This window comes from Paenibacillus sp. FSL L8-0158 (genome assembly GCF_038592965.1).
GTDB classification, from domain to species: Bacteria; Bacillota; Bacilli; order Paenibacillales; family Paenibacillaceae; genus Paenibacillus; species Paenibacillus polymyxa_D.
The window spans coordinates 3392205-3405913 of the sequence record NZ_CP151949.1 but is presented as its reverse complement, the minus strand read 5'-3'; the positions used below and the strand labels follow the sequence as shown (position 1 = coordinate 3405913).

Below are 13709 nucleotides of genomic sequence, written 5' to 3'. Positions count from 1 at the left end.
ATAGGGTAAGAAAATAACAAATGTTCCATGATGCTGTTTCATCCATTTGCGCAGAGGGCGCAACTTTTTTTGACCTGTTCGGTATATATAGACAGAATCGAACGGGAAAACAGCACATGTATGGGCGAGGAGGGTCTCACTCGGATGATGACAGATTCCCAGATGATTCAGGAAATCAAACAAGGTAATGTTGAGGTTTATTCAGAATTAATGAGGCGTCACCAACGTAAAATTTTAGCTTTTGTTTATCATATGCTGAAAAGTTCGAACCTGGAAATGATTGCTGAGGACTTATGCTCGGAGACGTTTTATAAAGCGTATCGGAGCCTGCACTCTTTTCGCGAGGTAGACGCATCGTTCTCCACTTGGTTATATACAATTGCACGCAATACGGTGCTAAGTGAGCTTCGCAAGCACCGTAGCGGTCAGGTTCCATTGGAGGAGAGCGGTTATGTACCGGTAGCTCCATCGGATGTAATTCCGGAGCAGGCTGTCCTTCGCGGTGAGAAGGTAGAGATGGTTCGTGAAGCGATCAATAGATTGCCTGAGAAGCAGCGATCTGCGCTGATTTTGCGTGAATATGAGCAATTAGATTATCAGGAGATTGCGACTATTTTAGGACAGACGGTCAGTGCGGTGAAATCATTGCTTTTCCGGGCAAGAACCAGTGTGAAGACGCAGTTGGAGCCTTATTTTTTTGAGCCTCTCTATGAGGAAAACGAAGGGATGAGCAGCCAATGAAATCCAGGGACACTGAGGATTTGTTCGCTACAGGCAAAAATGTATCGAAACAAGACTCGGAGCGCAGACGGGCCAAAAGCTCGTCTGCTGGGTGGGAACATGGTTCGGAAGAAAAAGAGTGGGATTTGTCAAAAGAAAATCGATCCGCTATTCGTGATATTTCCTTTGAAATAACAGATGATAAGCTAGAGGCCATGAATCGCAGAGTCATGGATCGAATTTATGAAGAATCACCGTGGCTTGTTCCGGGTGAGCATCGACGTGCGCGTGTGAACCCAGCAGCTCGTAAGTATATGTCTGTATGGATCGCCGGCTTCTTGGCCGTATTTTTATGCAGTTTTTTGTTTTTGAACTGGAATGGAAGCTCCTCTCAGGAAAATCCCCCTCAAGCAGCTCCTGTCATGGACACGGGTATTTTACCGACAGGCCTGTTGGAAACTACAAGTACATCTCCACAATATCAATACCACATTAAAGATGTGAATAGTGGCATTATGGACCCGCTAGTTGCTAGCATTGTACCTACTTATCCGCAATACTGGATGCTGTTGTCTGTATTGGCGCTTGCGCTTGCTTTATTTTCTCTGGGCTGGATCCATCGGACGAGAAGGGTCAGAAGTTAGCAGGACAGCTGGACTCCAATATGAATTCATAACAATGCCTGAATAACAAAACAGCGGAGGAAACGACACGATGCTTATTGGCTTGATCAGACATGGATTGACGGATTGGAATGCGGTAGGGAAAATACAGGGCCACAGTGATATTCCGTTAAATGAGGAAGGGCGCCGGCAGGCACGTTTGCTGGCAGAACGATTAAAGGAAGAGTCTTATCATTGGGACGGGCTTATTACAAGTAGTCTCTCCAGAGCGAAAGAGACCGGGGAGATTATTGCTTCGGCTCTGCATCTCCCGTTGCTAGAGCCTGATGATCGACTAAGAGAACGTGCTTATGGTCAGGTCGAGGGCATGACACAGGCCGAACGTGAAGAGAAGTGGGGAGTCGACTGGCATTTGCTGGATCTAGGGCAGGAAAGCAATGCGGATCTTCAGCTTCGCGGACTAGCTTTTATGGAGGCCATTTGGACGGAAAATCGGGACAAGAATCTGCTGGTCGTTTCCCACGGTGGTTTTTTGGCTAATTTGTATAAGGCTCTGTATCAGGAAAAATTCACGGAACGAATCGGCAATTTGTCACTTAGTGTACTTCAGCGTGAGGATATGGATTGGACACCACTTTTGTATAATTGCACGAAGCATTTGCAAGAGAAAAGTGACTGTAACTCAAAAAGTTAGTGAAAGACCAAGGCTTCTACTCATCGTAGAAGTCGTGGTCTTTTTTTGTTTTTTAATTATACCTTTGCAAAAAAAGAGGTTTAGAGTTTGAACAATCCGTCAAAGCTGTGGGTACAACAGGTAAGAATCAATTCCGGATGACAGTCCAGTGACGAGGCGATGGAACAATGAATCTGGCGGATATGCTGACATTTGCGGATATTGTGCATTTGAACAGAATCGCGGTGTATTACGATTGTGACTGTAAACCTAATTCCAAGCATGAGTTGATCCAGGGGATTTTGACGAAGCTCGGCAGCAGTAGTTTTTTTGAGGCGCAGGTCAAGGAGCTGAGGTTGTCAGAGGTAAGGTTTTTGAACGCGCTGCTGTTCGATGACCGACCGTATTTCAGCATGGAGGAATTGATTGCATTAGCCAAACAGTCTGTTGAGAAGGACGAAAATCCTGGTGAGCGGCCAAGAGATATTGTGACCCGTCTGCGTTCTAGTGGCTGGTTGTTCAACGGTTCGACGCACAACACGAGGTATTTGTTCCAAATTCCGTTGGATATGAAGGAGCGCTTTCGACGTGTTATGGTACATGACTTCCAAAGCGGAATGACACGGGTAAGCGAACCGTCATCGTACCGGGATGAAGGGCATCTACTGGCAGAGGATTTACGGCTTTTCCTTCAATACATGGGGCAGCATGAGGTTCCGCTAAATCCCGAGGGAGCTTGGTATCGTCGCAATCAGCAGCAGCTGATGGAGCATTTGCACATTGCGGAGCCACTTTTGGGTAAGGGAGGATGGCGTTTCGGGTATGGTTCCTCTTTTAAGTTTTATCCAGACCGAATGGCCCTACTGTATGATTATGCCCGACACTCCAAGTACATCGAGGAGAAAGGGGACCAGGTTGTGCTGACGGCAAAGGGAGAAGCGCATCAGGAGCATACAATTGAGGAAGAAATGATACAGCTATTCAGGTTTTGGTTAAGATTGTATAAAGGAGCCGTTCCTAATTTGCTTTCTCTAGTCTACTGGATTGGAGAATGTGCCAGGCCGTGGACGTCCTCAGAGTCGCTTTTTGTACATATCGGCCCACTGATTCGACCGTTTTACTATGATACGCCCCGTTCGGTCTTTGATCAGAGAATTATACGAATGATGCTTCACTTGGGTATGCTTCGTCAGGGTGAACATTCGACGGGAACCTCTGTACAGATGACAGCCTGGGGGCTGAAGTTGGCGGGAGAGTGCCGCATTGGGCGGAACGACTCGGGTATACGGCTCCATTGACAAGCAACACACATGTTGATAGAATTTCACCCAAAATGAGAGGGTGAAGTTGATGCTGATTCACTATAACGGAAACATGCCACAGCTCCATTCATCTGTCTATGTGGCAGAAGGAGCAAAAATTGTCGGAAAAGTAACGATCGGCCAAGATTCCTCTGTATGGTTTAATGCCGTACTGCGCGGAGATATGGCGCCTATCATCATCGGTGAACGCTGCAATATTCAGGACGGTGTCGTGGGACATGTGAACACGGATCAGCCCCTGTTGCTGGCGGATGACATTTCGATAGGTCATGCTGCAATAATCCACGGTTGTACGGTAGGCAAAGGCACTTTAATCGGTATGGGGGCCATTGTACTCAACGGAGCGGAGCTTGGTGAATATGCTTTAATAGGAGCAGGGTCGGTCGTTACGGAAAATACCAAAATACCACCCTATACTCTTTCTCTCGGTACACCTGCCAAAGTGGTGCGCGAATTGACAGATGCAGATTTGCAGCGGATGTCACGAACGGCACACAGCTATGTGGCGAAAGGAAAAGAATATAGGATCTCTTAAACTCATGTTGGAGGTGCATCCTATGGATAAAATGAAGGTTACTTATGAAGTAATGTTGGGCCTGTCTGCTGAAATGGTTTTGGACGAGGCATTACGTAAACACCGGAGTGAAAAACTCTACAAGGATATTGATGAGGCGCTAGCCTCCGGAGATGAAGTAGCTTTTCGTCATCTTACGGATGAGCTGAAAGCAATGAGTTAGAATAATCTTAGGAACCCTAAGTTGGATTTCAGACCAATTGTTGGTTCGAGATTATAATCATCAAACCTGACTGTAGCGGCGGTCAGGTTTTTTTGATACGCTTGGATATGATATAGTCTTTGTAGGATGGGCCTGTACAAGGCAACCGTCGTATGAACGGAGGATGAAGGGCGTGTCGTTATCTTATTTGTGGAGCCGGTCGTTCTTGACGAGCCGGCCTTTTTTGTGGCTGCTGTTCTGGTGTAATCTGGTAGGAACAGTGTATGGGTACATATGGTATGGGGGGCAGTTGGAATATACTCTAAATTATCATCCGATGTGGCAGATTGTATTTGTGCCTGATAGTCCGACGGCGAGTCTGTTTTTTACGATCTCTATAGCATTTTTGCTCTATTCTCCGCGTCTCAAGAGCTTGAAGGTCATTCGACAGATCATGGAGGCGTTGGCAGTTGTCACGAGTGTAAAATATGGCATATGGGCTTCAGCTATTATTTTTTGGGGAGTTGCGCAGGGGGGACATATGATATGGCAGGATTGGATGCTGGTGGCATCTCACACGGCAATGGCGGTTGAAGCGTTACTGTTCGTGCGTTTTTTCACCTGCAAATGGACTGCTTTATGCCTAGCCGCACTCTGGACATTGTTAAATGATACGATGGATTATACATTTGGTATATATCCGTATCTTCCAAAGACGCTAACGGATAATGTACCGCAAGTGCGTGCGTTTACCTATATGCTAACTCTTGTCAGTATCGTAGCAGCATGGCTTGCCATGTTTGCGCGCAATCGAATGGAAGTAAAAGTGGAGAAATAGAGATGAACATTGTTATAAATCAAAAAGAATATAAATTTAAAAAAGGAATCCATGATGATCATAAAATAAGAAAGAGCTTTAATCATTTAGCTACACAAAGTTTTGGTTTTGATTTTGAAGTAAGTTCTAGTCCCGGTAACCTTGCCATACAGTAAGGTGAGGAGGGATGTCCCATGATTAGGGGTCAGACGTTTCAAATTACGATACGTATTGTTTTGAGTGTTGTATTATCTATGGTCCTGCTGCTGTCCGTCTGCGTCCCTCCAGGTGTGGCAGAAGCGCGTGATCAATCAAAACCCATAGGAAATACAAAAGAAATTGAGGAACTGGACCATGCAGCTGCGATACTGTATCGGGATGTGATGGACGGGAACATTGAAAAAGCGCGCGCGGATGTAGCCGAGGTGAGTCGATGGTTTGGCACCGGCCAGGTGCAGGCAGCGTTATCTGTAGAGGCCATTCATGCTTTGTCCGGCAGCATCCTTGAGGTCCAGCAAGCTACACAGTCCGTCCAAGCATCACCAGATGAGTGGGTGAAGGCTGCGGCCAATTTACGACTTGCGACAGATGCGCTTGCACATCCGCGTCAGCCCTTATGGCAGCAGTATTATAAGATTTTAAAAGAAGATGTTAGCGGCTTGAACAGCCAGTTTGCTAAAGGTAACATGAAGGGTTTCAAAGCTGGAGCCGCAGTGCTGGAGGACCATTATGAGACGATCCGTACAGCAGCATTGATTCATGGCAGAACAAGTGAGGTTGTCCGGGCTGATTCATGGATTTCCTACGTCAAAGGATTGGGGGATCAGCAACATGCAGATGCCTCAGCCATTAGAGGGGCGTTGGATCAGGGAAATCCGACGTTTAATGCCTTGTTTGGACGTGAAAAAGACGCCACTGCACTGGCGCCATTTATCCCGCGTGAAAGCGAGCGCCGGGCAGAATTGGCAATCGGCATGATTGTTCTGCTGGCGCTGGTCTATGCAGGTTATCGTAAATATCGAGCTGGTTTCTCTGGATAACGATGCAAATTCGAACATTCGCGTCGTTGGCTGCTGAGCCATCCATATATGTTAGCCCATCGCCCGGATTTCCGGGCTATTCCTCTTTGAACCCCTCTCCATGTACATCATGCACATCCTGTATGATAATAAACGCCCGTGGATCAACCGATTTAACAATTTGGTGCAAACGTCGTATTTCCTGACGAGGCACGACACAATAGGCAACATGCTTGGCCTGCTTGGAAAATGCACCTACAGCCGGAATAATAGTAACTCCGCGATCCATGTCTCTAATAATAATATCCGCAATGTCCATCGTGTGGTCGCTGATAATCATAAAGGCTCTGGCGGAATAGGCGCCTTCTTGTATAAAATCAATAATCTTGGACGCGATGAACACGGCGACTAATGTATATAGAATTTTTTCTTTTGGTATGTAAAGTAGTGAAGCACCGATAATGACGATATCAATTACCAGCATAATCCTTCCCATACTCCAGCCAAACTTCCGGTTTAGAATACGAGCGATTATATCCGAGCCGCCCGTGGTGCCGCCAAAGCGGAACACAATACCTAATCCGGCCCCAAGCGTAACCCCCGCATATAATGAAGAAAGTATAAAATCGTGTTCAGTTTGAAATGTTCCCATCCATCCGAGATGAATCATTTTTTCATACAACCACAGAAAAAAAGTGAGCGACCCGATACCTACCCCTGTATATAGAATTTGCTTGCCCCCAAGCATTTTCCATCCAATTAAAAATAAAGGAATGTTCAGAACTAATGTGGAGAGAGAGGGTGAAATCGAAAAAGCATAATTGAGCAGCAGGGTGATCCCAGTAATACCACCTTCCATCAGTTTACTGGGTATAATAAAATAAAGCAGACCGAATGCATAGATGGCGGTCCCGAGCACAATGGGTAAAATCATTTTAAGCTGTTCCATGGACTTGGATATCTTCATATAATCCCTCGCAGTAGCAGTTTAAGGAAGAACGACTTCATGCTGATTTTGCTAATCGCAGCTCCTTATATGTAGTATACCTTTTTACGGTAGCTTTAAAAGACTGATGACTGTAAGTTTGGAGCATAAGCACACAATTGAGGATTTTGTGAAAATCCAATAAGCGACTTTCAATGAACAAGCCATAGATCGAAATAATTTAGTTCCTCTATATCTTGCACTTCGGAGCGACTGGAATCGAATTTTGCAAAATCCTGAATTAAAAAAAATTTGTTTTAAAATGTGCTTTACGATAACATATGAATAAACCTGCACATGGGGGGATTGCGTGTTTCATGGAAAAATCATTAGATGAAATTCAACGTGAGGTAGACCAGTATATATCTCAATTTAAGGAAGGGTATTTTAGCCCTTTAGCGATGTTGGCCCGGATGTCTGAGGAAGTCGGGGAACTGGCGAGGGAAGTCAATCACTCCTTTGGTGAGAAACCGAAAAAAACGGATGAGGCGGACAATTCCATTGAGCTGGAGCTGGGGGACATTTTGTTCATCACCGTCTGCTTTGCGAACTCGCTAGGTATAAATTTGACCGAGGCACATGATAAGGTTATGCATAAATTTAACACGCGTGATGCGAATCGTTGGACCAAAAAGGACACCGATTAGGCGTTTTGTACATATGCTGTACCAAACCGGTTACCCGGAGGTGCAGTGTCATGAAGGCGGAGGAATACGTTCAGAAAGCTTATCAGTGCATTTTGCAGAACGATTTTGAGCAGGCCGTGGAATGGTTTGAAAAAGCAATTTCAGCCCAGCCTGATCATGCGGAGCATTATTTCCGGTGCTCGGTTACCTATGCTCGTAGTGGTCGTTTGGAGCAGGCTCTCGCATATGCAGAGCATGCGGTTCGTCTCGCTCCACAGCAGGATGAATATGTTCTCCATCTGCATGCGCAGGAAGCCAGGCAGCATACGGAGAAGGCCAGAAAAATGCTGGATGTCGACAGAGCTACGCCACAGGTGCGTCAGGATGCGATTTTGCTACTGGAACGAGCAATAGCCCTCGATCCGTTATGTGGGGATGCTTTTTTGCTGCTCGCATTGATTTATGATGAATTGAATGAGTATAAGCTAGCTGTGCAGGCTGCTCGCGAGGCGGCTGCACTGTTTCCTCACAATGTGCAGCTTGCCAACCTCATGAAGAAGTTATGCCAGCAGATGAATGAACAGATCTAACACAAATGGATGCATAAGGAGTTGTAGGGATATGTCAGAACCAATAAAAGTGGCTGTTGTAGGAGCAGCAGGGCGTATGGGCCGTGAAGTTGTCAAATTGGTTCTTCAGGATGAGGAACTACAGCTTGTGGCCGCAGTGAACAGAACACATGCCGGCAGTGATGCCGGCCTTCTCGTCGGATTACCGGAAGCGGGTATCGCTATTGTGGAGGACGTGGAGCAGGCTTTACTGGATAGTCGAGCGGATGTCATGGTCGATTTTACGGGGCCGCGTTTTGCGTACGCACATACAGCGCTTGCTATCAAGTATGGAGTACGTCCGGTTATCGGAACGACAGGGTTTACCCCCGAACAGATTAATGAACTGGACAAGCAGTGTCGTGAGCAGCAAATTGGTGGTCTAATCGCGCCGAACTTTTCGATTGGAGTCATTTTGATGATGCGGTTTGCGGCTCAGGCAGCGAAATACTTCCCACATCTGGAAATCATCGAGTATCATGGTGACCAAAAATTGGACGCGCCATCGGGCACAGCTATTAAGACCGCAGAACTGATCGCCGAACAGCGTGAAGAGCTGCGACAGGGTAACCCAGAAGAGGAAGAAACGTTAGAAGGATCACGGGGAGGTTACTATCAAGGGTTCCGTGTCCACAGTGTCCGTCTTCCCGGTGTGTTCGCACAGCAAGAAGTGATATTCGGAGGGTTTGGACAATCTCTGAAGATTCGTCAGGATTCTTATGAACGGGCGGGCTATATGCCAGGTGTTAAAATCGGTATTCAGAAGGTCATGGAGCAGCCAGGGCTTGTATATGGATTTGAGCATTACATCGATTAAGAATACGCGAATGATTGGACGAATGAAATTATAGAATGAGGCAGGAGGAACTTCGAATGTTAAAGATTGCATTTATAGCGCATGACCGAAAAAAGGAAGAAATGGTAAATTTCATAACGGCCTATGAGCATGTTTTTACAGATCACAAGTTATTTTCAACAGGTACAACAGGTCTGCGTATTATGGAGCAAACCAAGCTTCAAATTCACCGTTTCATGTCCGGGCCGCTTGGAGGAGATCAGCAAATCGGGGCTATGGTTGCGCAAAATGACATGGACTTGATTATATTCTTGCGTGATCCTCTCATGGCACAACCGCATGAGCCGGACATTAGTGCCTTGTTACGTTTGTGTGACGTGCAGGGGATTCCTTTGGCAACTAACGTTGCAACTGCTGAAATACTGGTTAAAGCGCTAGACCGGGGCGATTTTGCTTGGCGGGAGTTGGTACATAAATATAAACCGGGCATTGAACAGCAGGGTGATGTAAAATGACGCTGGATATCCTGATTTTTGGAGCCCATGCCGACGATGCAGAAATAGGAATGGGAGGCACGATTGCCAAGCATACAGCCGCTGGTTTAAAGGTGGGCGTGTGCGATTTGACGCGGGCTGAAATGTCTTCCAATGGTGATGTGGATACTCGTATGTCAGAAGCTGAACATGCTTCGAAAGTGCTCGGGCTTGCTGTGCGGACGAATTTGGGTCTGCCTGATCGTGGATTATATGTAACTCCTGAACATGTAGCTGCAGTAACAGCAGAAATCAGGCGCCATGCACCGAAAGTCGTATTCGCTCCTTATTGGGAGGATCGGCATCCAGACCATGTCATGTGCAGCAAGTTGGTGGAGGAAGCGGTATTTAACGCGAAGTTGCGACGTTTTATGCCAGAAAATCCTGCGGTACAGGTAGAGCAATTATATTTTTATTTTATCAATGATATTGGCAGAACGGATTTGATTGTGGATATCACCGAGCATTATGAAGTCAAGGAACAGTCGTTATTGAGTTATGCTTCGCAATTTCAGGCAGCGCCTGGAAAGGATACAGTATCCACTCCATTAAATCAGGGATATGTGGAACGCGTAAAAGCTCGCGACTCGTTGTTGGGTCAGCGCAAATTGATTTCGTATGCAGAAGGCTTTGCGTCCAAAACGCCATACCTGGTTAAGCTATTCACATAAGAATTCTATACTTGAGCATTTTGCAGAGTGTTAAAATAAATCGGCAGAAAAGTTATCACTGGTGAGCGGAAGGAGGCAGCTAGCTTGAATGACAAACTGAAAATTGGAATTACCTGTTATCCGTCGCTGGGTGGTTCCGGCGTAGTGGCTACTGAGCTGGGCAAGTTGCTGGCAGAAAAAGGGCACGAGGTTCATTTTATTGCCAATAGCATTCCGTTCAGATTAGGCGGGACGTTTCAGAAAAATATTTTTTATCATGAGGTTGAAATTAACGATTATTACGTGTTTAGATATCCGCCCTATGATTTGTCACTGGCGACCAAAATGGCCCAAGTCGCACAAATGAAGAATTTGGATGTACTCCATGTTCATTATGCGGTACCACATGCAGTATGCGCTTACTTGGCGAAGGAAATGGTGGGTGATCATCTGAAAGTGGTAACCACCTTGCACGGTACGGACATTACAGTGTTGGCACAGGATGAGTCGTTGAAGGACCTGATTCGACTGGCTATTAACAAAAGTGACGCTGTGACGGCGGTTTCCAAAGATTTGATTCGGGAGACGATAGATGCGCTGGAAATTACACGGCCTATTGATTTAACCTACAATTTTGTAGATAAACGGGTGTATTATCCACGAGATGCCGCTGCGCTTAGAAGAGACTTTGCCCAACCGCATGAAAAAATAATGATGCATATTTCCAATTTCCGTCCTGTCAAAAGGGTGGGAGATGTGCTGGATATATTTGAAAGAGTGCAACGAAAAGTACCTGCGAAGCTGCTGCTGGTGGGGGAAGGACCGGATCTACCAAAAATCCGTTGCAAAATTGAGGATTTAGGTCTTCAAGACAAGGTCTTCTTTTTAGGTAAGCAGGATCAGATCGCAGAAGTGATTTCTATGGCGGATGTGTTGCTGCTTCCCTCGGAAAAAGAAAGTTTTGGTCTAGTTGCGCTGGAAGCAATGGCCTGTGGAGTGCCGACAATCGGTTCTCAGGCCGGGGGAGTTCCTGAACTCGTTGTGCATGGAAGTACGGGGTATCTTGCTGAAATCGGTAATACTGAGGCGATGGCTGATTATGCAGTTGAGCTGTTGTCCGATGAAGCGATGGCGGAACGTTTCCGTGAAGCGTGTCTGACCCGCGCCCGTACCGTTTTTTGTGATGAGCTGATTACCCGTCAGTATGAAGAGATATATTACCGTGTGTTGGGACGCGAGGTGCCGGATCTTAAACCGATCAGCGTTTAAGGGGGCGGACTCGCGTCCGTTTTTTATATTGAATACTTGCAAAGGGGGAAACCCTATGAATACAAATACTTGGCAATGCGCTGACCAAGAGATGGCACTTCATGGCAGAGAGGTCATACATACACTAACAGCAGCAGGCCACGAAGCTTACTGGGTTGGCGGCTGTGTGCGGGATGAGCTATTAGGAAGAGCCATTCATGATATGGATTTGACTACTTCAGCTGAGCCTGAACAGGTCATAGCGCTATTCCCTCACGTCATTCCGACAGGAATTCAGCATGGGACGGTTACGGTCATGCAGGGTGGCCATGCGTTCGAGGTGACCACTTTTCGTACAGAAAGCGGTTATGCCGATCATCGCCGTCCAACGGAAGTTGCCTTCGTGAAGGATATCCGTGAGGATCTGATGCGACGGGATTTTACTATGAATGCGATTGCGATGGCAGAACACGGGGAGCGGGTGGACCCGTTTGGGGGAGAAGCCGATTTGCGAGCTGCTCTCGTTCGTTGTGTAGGCCGAGCCGAGGAACGTTTTGAGGAGGACGGGTTGCGGATGCTTCGTTGCATCCGTTTTGCCTCTATATTTCGGTTCCGTATTGCTTTCAACACTTGGAAAGGCATGATTCGACGCAGAGAGGGACTTCGTTACATAGCCATGGAACGCGTGCGGGTCGAGTTGGAAAAGATGCTAGCGGGGCCAGACCCATTGCGCGGATTAGAGATGCTAGGACGTAGCGGACTACTCGGCTGTACGAAGGCTCCGGTTCCCTGGGAGCAATGTGAAGCACGGGCGCTCAAGGGGATCGTTCAACTGCAAGAAGAACTGCGGTGGGGCCTGCTCTTAATGTCTTGTAGACTTACCTCAGAGGCAGCGGACGAGCTACTAAGAGCTTGGACCTTTTCCAACGCGATACGACTTCGGCTGGTTCATCTGCTGGAATGGGAGACCGAATTAATCTACAGTGCTGATGCCATAGCTGGCGATTCCGTTCCGGGGGAGTCTGACATTATCAACGTTGAGGCGCTGCGTCGTAGCTGGATTCGACTGCTAATTAGGCTTGGAAAGGATACAGCTTCAGACTGGCTTGAACTTTACAAGACACTGCCTACTTCATTCCGCGGATTACCTCCATGGGTAGAAAAGCATGTGGCGAAAACAGCCGAACTGGCAAGCTCGTGGACAAAGCAGGCTGTAGTCGTTCGTATCAAAGATTTAAATATTACAGGCACTGAACTGGTTCAGGCGATGAATCGATCAGGCGGACCTTGGCTGGGTCAGATGATGGAGCAGCTTTTACAAGCTGTTGCCTGCGGAGATATTCCGAATGAAACAGAAACATTGCTTCAGGAAGCGAAACGGGTGATGAGTAGTGAATAATCATGAAAGATTGTTAGGCATACTGGAGGAAGGTACATCCGATTACGTATCAGGGGAGGAAATCAGCCGCCGCCTCTCGGTTAGCCGAACAGCAGTATGGAAGCAGATCAACAAACTGCGTGAGTTCGGCTACAACATTGATGCCTCCTCGCGTCGGGGCTATCGGTTGATATCCCGACCGGATCGGCTAGAAGTCTCCAAATTGGCCGATATGTTAAATACCCACTCGTTTGGCCAGCGTATCGTTGTACTGGATTCGACGGTATCCACTCAGCAGGATGCCATGCGTTTGGCAGAAGAGGGCGCGCCAGAGGGGACAGTAGTGCTTGCAGAGGAACAAACGGCAGGTCGGGGACGTTTGGGACGAAAGTGGTATTCACCTCGTGGCAAAGGAGTCTGGATGAGCATTGTGTTGCGTCCTACCCAGCCCTTGGCTTTTACCCCCCAGCTAACACTACTTACAGGTGTAGCAGTGTGTAGAGCCATTCGTCGGCTGACGGGTGTAGAGGCAGGTATCAAATGGCCAAACGATCTGTTGATTCATGGTCGCAAAGTATCCGGTATTCTGTTGGAATCTGCAACAGAGGATCAACGGGTTCGCTACTGTATTGCAGGGATCGGCATTGACGTGAATTTGAATAAGGAAGATTACCCGGAAGAGTTATCACAGGTGGGAACGTCATTGAAAATAGAAGCAGGGCGTGAAATTGACCGTACTGTGCTGATTGCCTCAGTGCTGGAAGAGCTGGAACAGCTAAGTAAGTTGTATGCCGAGCAGGGATTCCAACCTATAGCTATGCTGTGGGAGGCTTTGTCCGTGACTATGAACCGTAGTGTACGGGCACATACGGGACAAGGGATAACTGTAGAAGGTACAGCTGTTGGCTTGGACCCTTCCGGGGCACTCGTGGTAGAAACGGATCAGGGAGAGCGAATTCAGGTCATTTCCGGGGATATACAGTTGTAGAAGCGAC

18 protein-coding genes are annotated in these 13709 nt (G+C 47.1%); 17 read left to right on the top strand and 1 reads right to left on the bottom strand.

Annotated features, from left to right (window positions below; genetic code table 11):
- Positions 1 to 144 precede the first annotated feature (144 nt).
- The 9 genes from NSQ68_RS14795 (at position 145) to NSQ68_RS14755 (ending at position 5911) form a co-directional block, all read left to right on the top strand.
- Complete coding sequence (locus tag NSQ68_RS14795) at positions 145 to 741, top strand: RNA polymerase sigma factor (protein WP_013310707.1); 597 nt, start codon at positions 145 to 147, stop codon at positions 739 to 741.
- Entirely contained in the window at positions 738 to 1364 is a 627-nt protein-coding gene (locus NSQ68_RS14790) for an anti-sigma factor (protein ID WP_307346106.1), read from the top strand. Before NSQ68_RS14795 ends, NSQ68_RS14790 begins: the two co-directional genes overlap by 4 nt.
- Before the next feature lie 70 nt (positions 1365 to 1434).
- Positions 1435 to 2037, top strand: coding sequence for a histidine phosphatase family protein (locus NSQ68_RS14785; RefSeq protein ID WP_342426384.1), 603 nt, complete (start codon positions 1435 to 1437; stop codon positions 2035 to 2037).
- A 167-nt stretch (positions 2038 to 2204) separates the two neighbouring features.
- Complete coding sequence (locus NSQ68_RS14780; protein ID WP_342426383.1) at positions 2205 to 3314, top strand: hypothetical protein; 1110 nt, start codon at positions 2205 to 2207, stop codon at positions 3312 to 3314.
- Between the two features lie 52 nt (positions 3315 to 3366).
- A complete protein-coding gene (locus tag NSQ68_RS14775; RefSeq protein WP_307346098.1) occupies positions 3367 to 3873 on the top strand; it encodes a gamma carbonic anhydrase family protein in 507 nt (168 codons plus the stop codon).
- Positions 3874 to 3895: 22 nt separating this feature from the next.
- A complete protein-coding gene (locus NSQ68_RS14770; RefSeq protein ID WP_013371655.1) occupies positions 3896 to 4075 on the top strand; it encodes an IDEAL domain-containing protein in 180 nt (59 codons plus the stop codon).
- A 172-nt stretch (positions 4076 to 4247) separates the two neighbouring features.
- Positions 4248 to 4892: a DUF1405 domain-containing protein gene (locus NSQ68_RS14765; protein WP_307346094.1), complete on the top strand. Its 645-nt coding sequence runs from the start codon at positions 4248 to 4250 to the stop codon at positions 4890 to 4892.
- Positions 4893 to 4894: 2 nt separating this feature from the next.
- A complete protein-coding gene (locus NSQ68_RS14760; RefSeq protein WP_342426382.1) occupies positions 4895 to 5047 on the top strand; it encodes a hypothetical protein in 153 nt (50 codons plus the stop codon).
- 18 nt (positions 5048 to 5065) lie between these two features.
- Positions 5066 to 5911, top strand: coding sequence for a sporulation protein YpjB (locus tag NSQ68_RS14755; RefSeq protein ID WP_342426381.1), 846 nt, complete (start codon positions 5066 to 5068; stop codon positions 5909 to 5911).
- Positions 5912 to 5987: 76 nt separating this feature from the next.
- Here NSQ68_RS14755 and NSQ68_RS14750 read toward each other — a convergent pair whose 3' ends face one another.
- Positions 5988 to 6857: a YitT family protein gene (locus NSQ68_RS14750; RefSeq protein WP_250239232.1), complete on the bottom strand. Its 870-nt coding sequence runs from the start codon at positions 6855 to 6857 to the stop codon at positions 5988 to 5990.
- 335 nt (positions 6858 to 7192) lie between these two features.
- Here NSQ68_RS14750 and NSQ68_RS14745 point away from each other — a divergent pair, with 335 nt between their 5' ends.
- The 8 genes from NSQ68_RS14745 (at position 7193) to NSQ68_RS14710 (ending at position 13702) form a co-directional block, all read left to right on the top strand.
- Entirely contained in the window at positions 7193 to 7522 is a 330-nt protein-coding gene (locus NSQ68_RS14745; RefSeq protein WP_007430805.1) for a nucleotide pyrophosphohydrolase, read from the top strand.
- A gap of 50 nt (positions 7523 to 7572) precedes the next feature.
- The gene (locus tag NSQ68_RS14740; RefSeq protein WP_013310696.1) at positions 7573 to 8091 is read left to right on the top strand and encodes a tetratricopeptide repeat protein; all 519 of its coding nucleotides are present in this window, start codon (positions 7573 to 7575) and stop codon (positions 8089 to 8091) included.
- A 31-nt stretch (positions 8092 to 8122) separates the two neighbouring features.
- Positions 8123 to 8926: a 4-hydroxy-tetrahydrodipicolinate reductase gene (dapB, locus tag NSQ68_RS14735; RefSeq protein WP_069289816.1), complete on the top strand. Its 804-nt coding sequence runs from the start codon at positions 8123 to 8125 to the stop codon at positions 8924 to 8926.
- Positions 8927 to 8982: 56 nt separating this feature from the next.
- Positions 8983 to 9420 carry a methylglyoxal synthase gene (mgsA, locus tag NSQ68_RS14730; protein ID WP_307346073.1) on the top strand — a complete coding sequence of 146 codons (438 nt, stop codon included), beginning with the start codon at positions 8983 to 8985 and terminating at the stop codon, positions 9418 to 9420.
- Positions 9417 to 10109, top strand: coding sequence for a bacillithiol biosynthesis deacetylase BshB1 (bshB1, locus tag NSQ68_RS14725; RefSeq protein ID WP_029517361.1), 693 nt, complete (start codon positions 9417 to 9419; stop codon positions 10107 to 10109). The genes mgsA and bshB1 overlap by 4 nt, the downstream gene beginning before the upstream one ends.
- Positions 10110 to 10193: 84 nt before the next feature.
- Complete coding sequence (bshA, locus tag NSQ68_RS14720; RefSeq protein ID WP_029517362.1) at positions 10194 to 11357, top strand: N-acetyl-alpha-D-glucosaminyl L-malate synthase BshA; 1164 nt, start codon at positions 10194 to 10196, stop codon at positions 11355 to 11357.
- Positions 11358 to 11412: 55 nt separating this feature from the next.
- Positions 11413 to 12735, top strand: coding sequence for a CCA tRNA nucleotidyltransferase (locus NSQ68_RS14715; protein WP_342426380.1), 1323 nt, complete (start codon positions 11413 to 11415; stop codon positions 12733 to 12735).
- Complete coding sequence (locus NSQ68_RS14710; protein ID WP_342426379.1) at positions 12728 to 13702, top strand: biotin--[acetyl-CoA-carboxylase] ligase; 975 nt, start codon at positions 12728 to 12730, stop codon at positions 13700 to 13702. Before NSQ68_RS14715 ends, NSQ68_RS14710 begins: the two co-directional genes overlap by 8 nt.
- Positions 13703 to 13709: the final 7 nt, after the last annotated feature.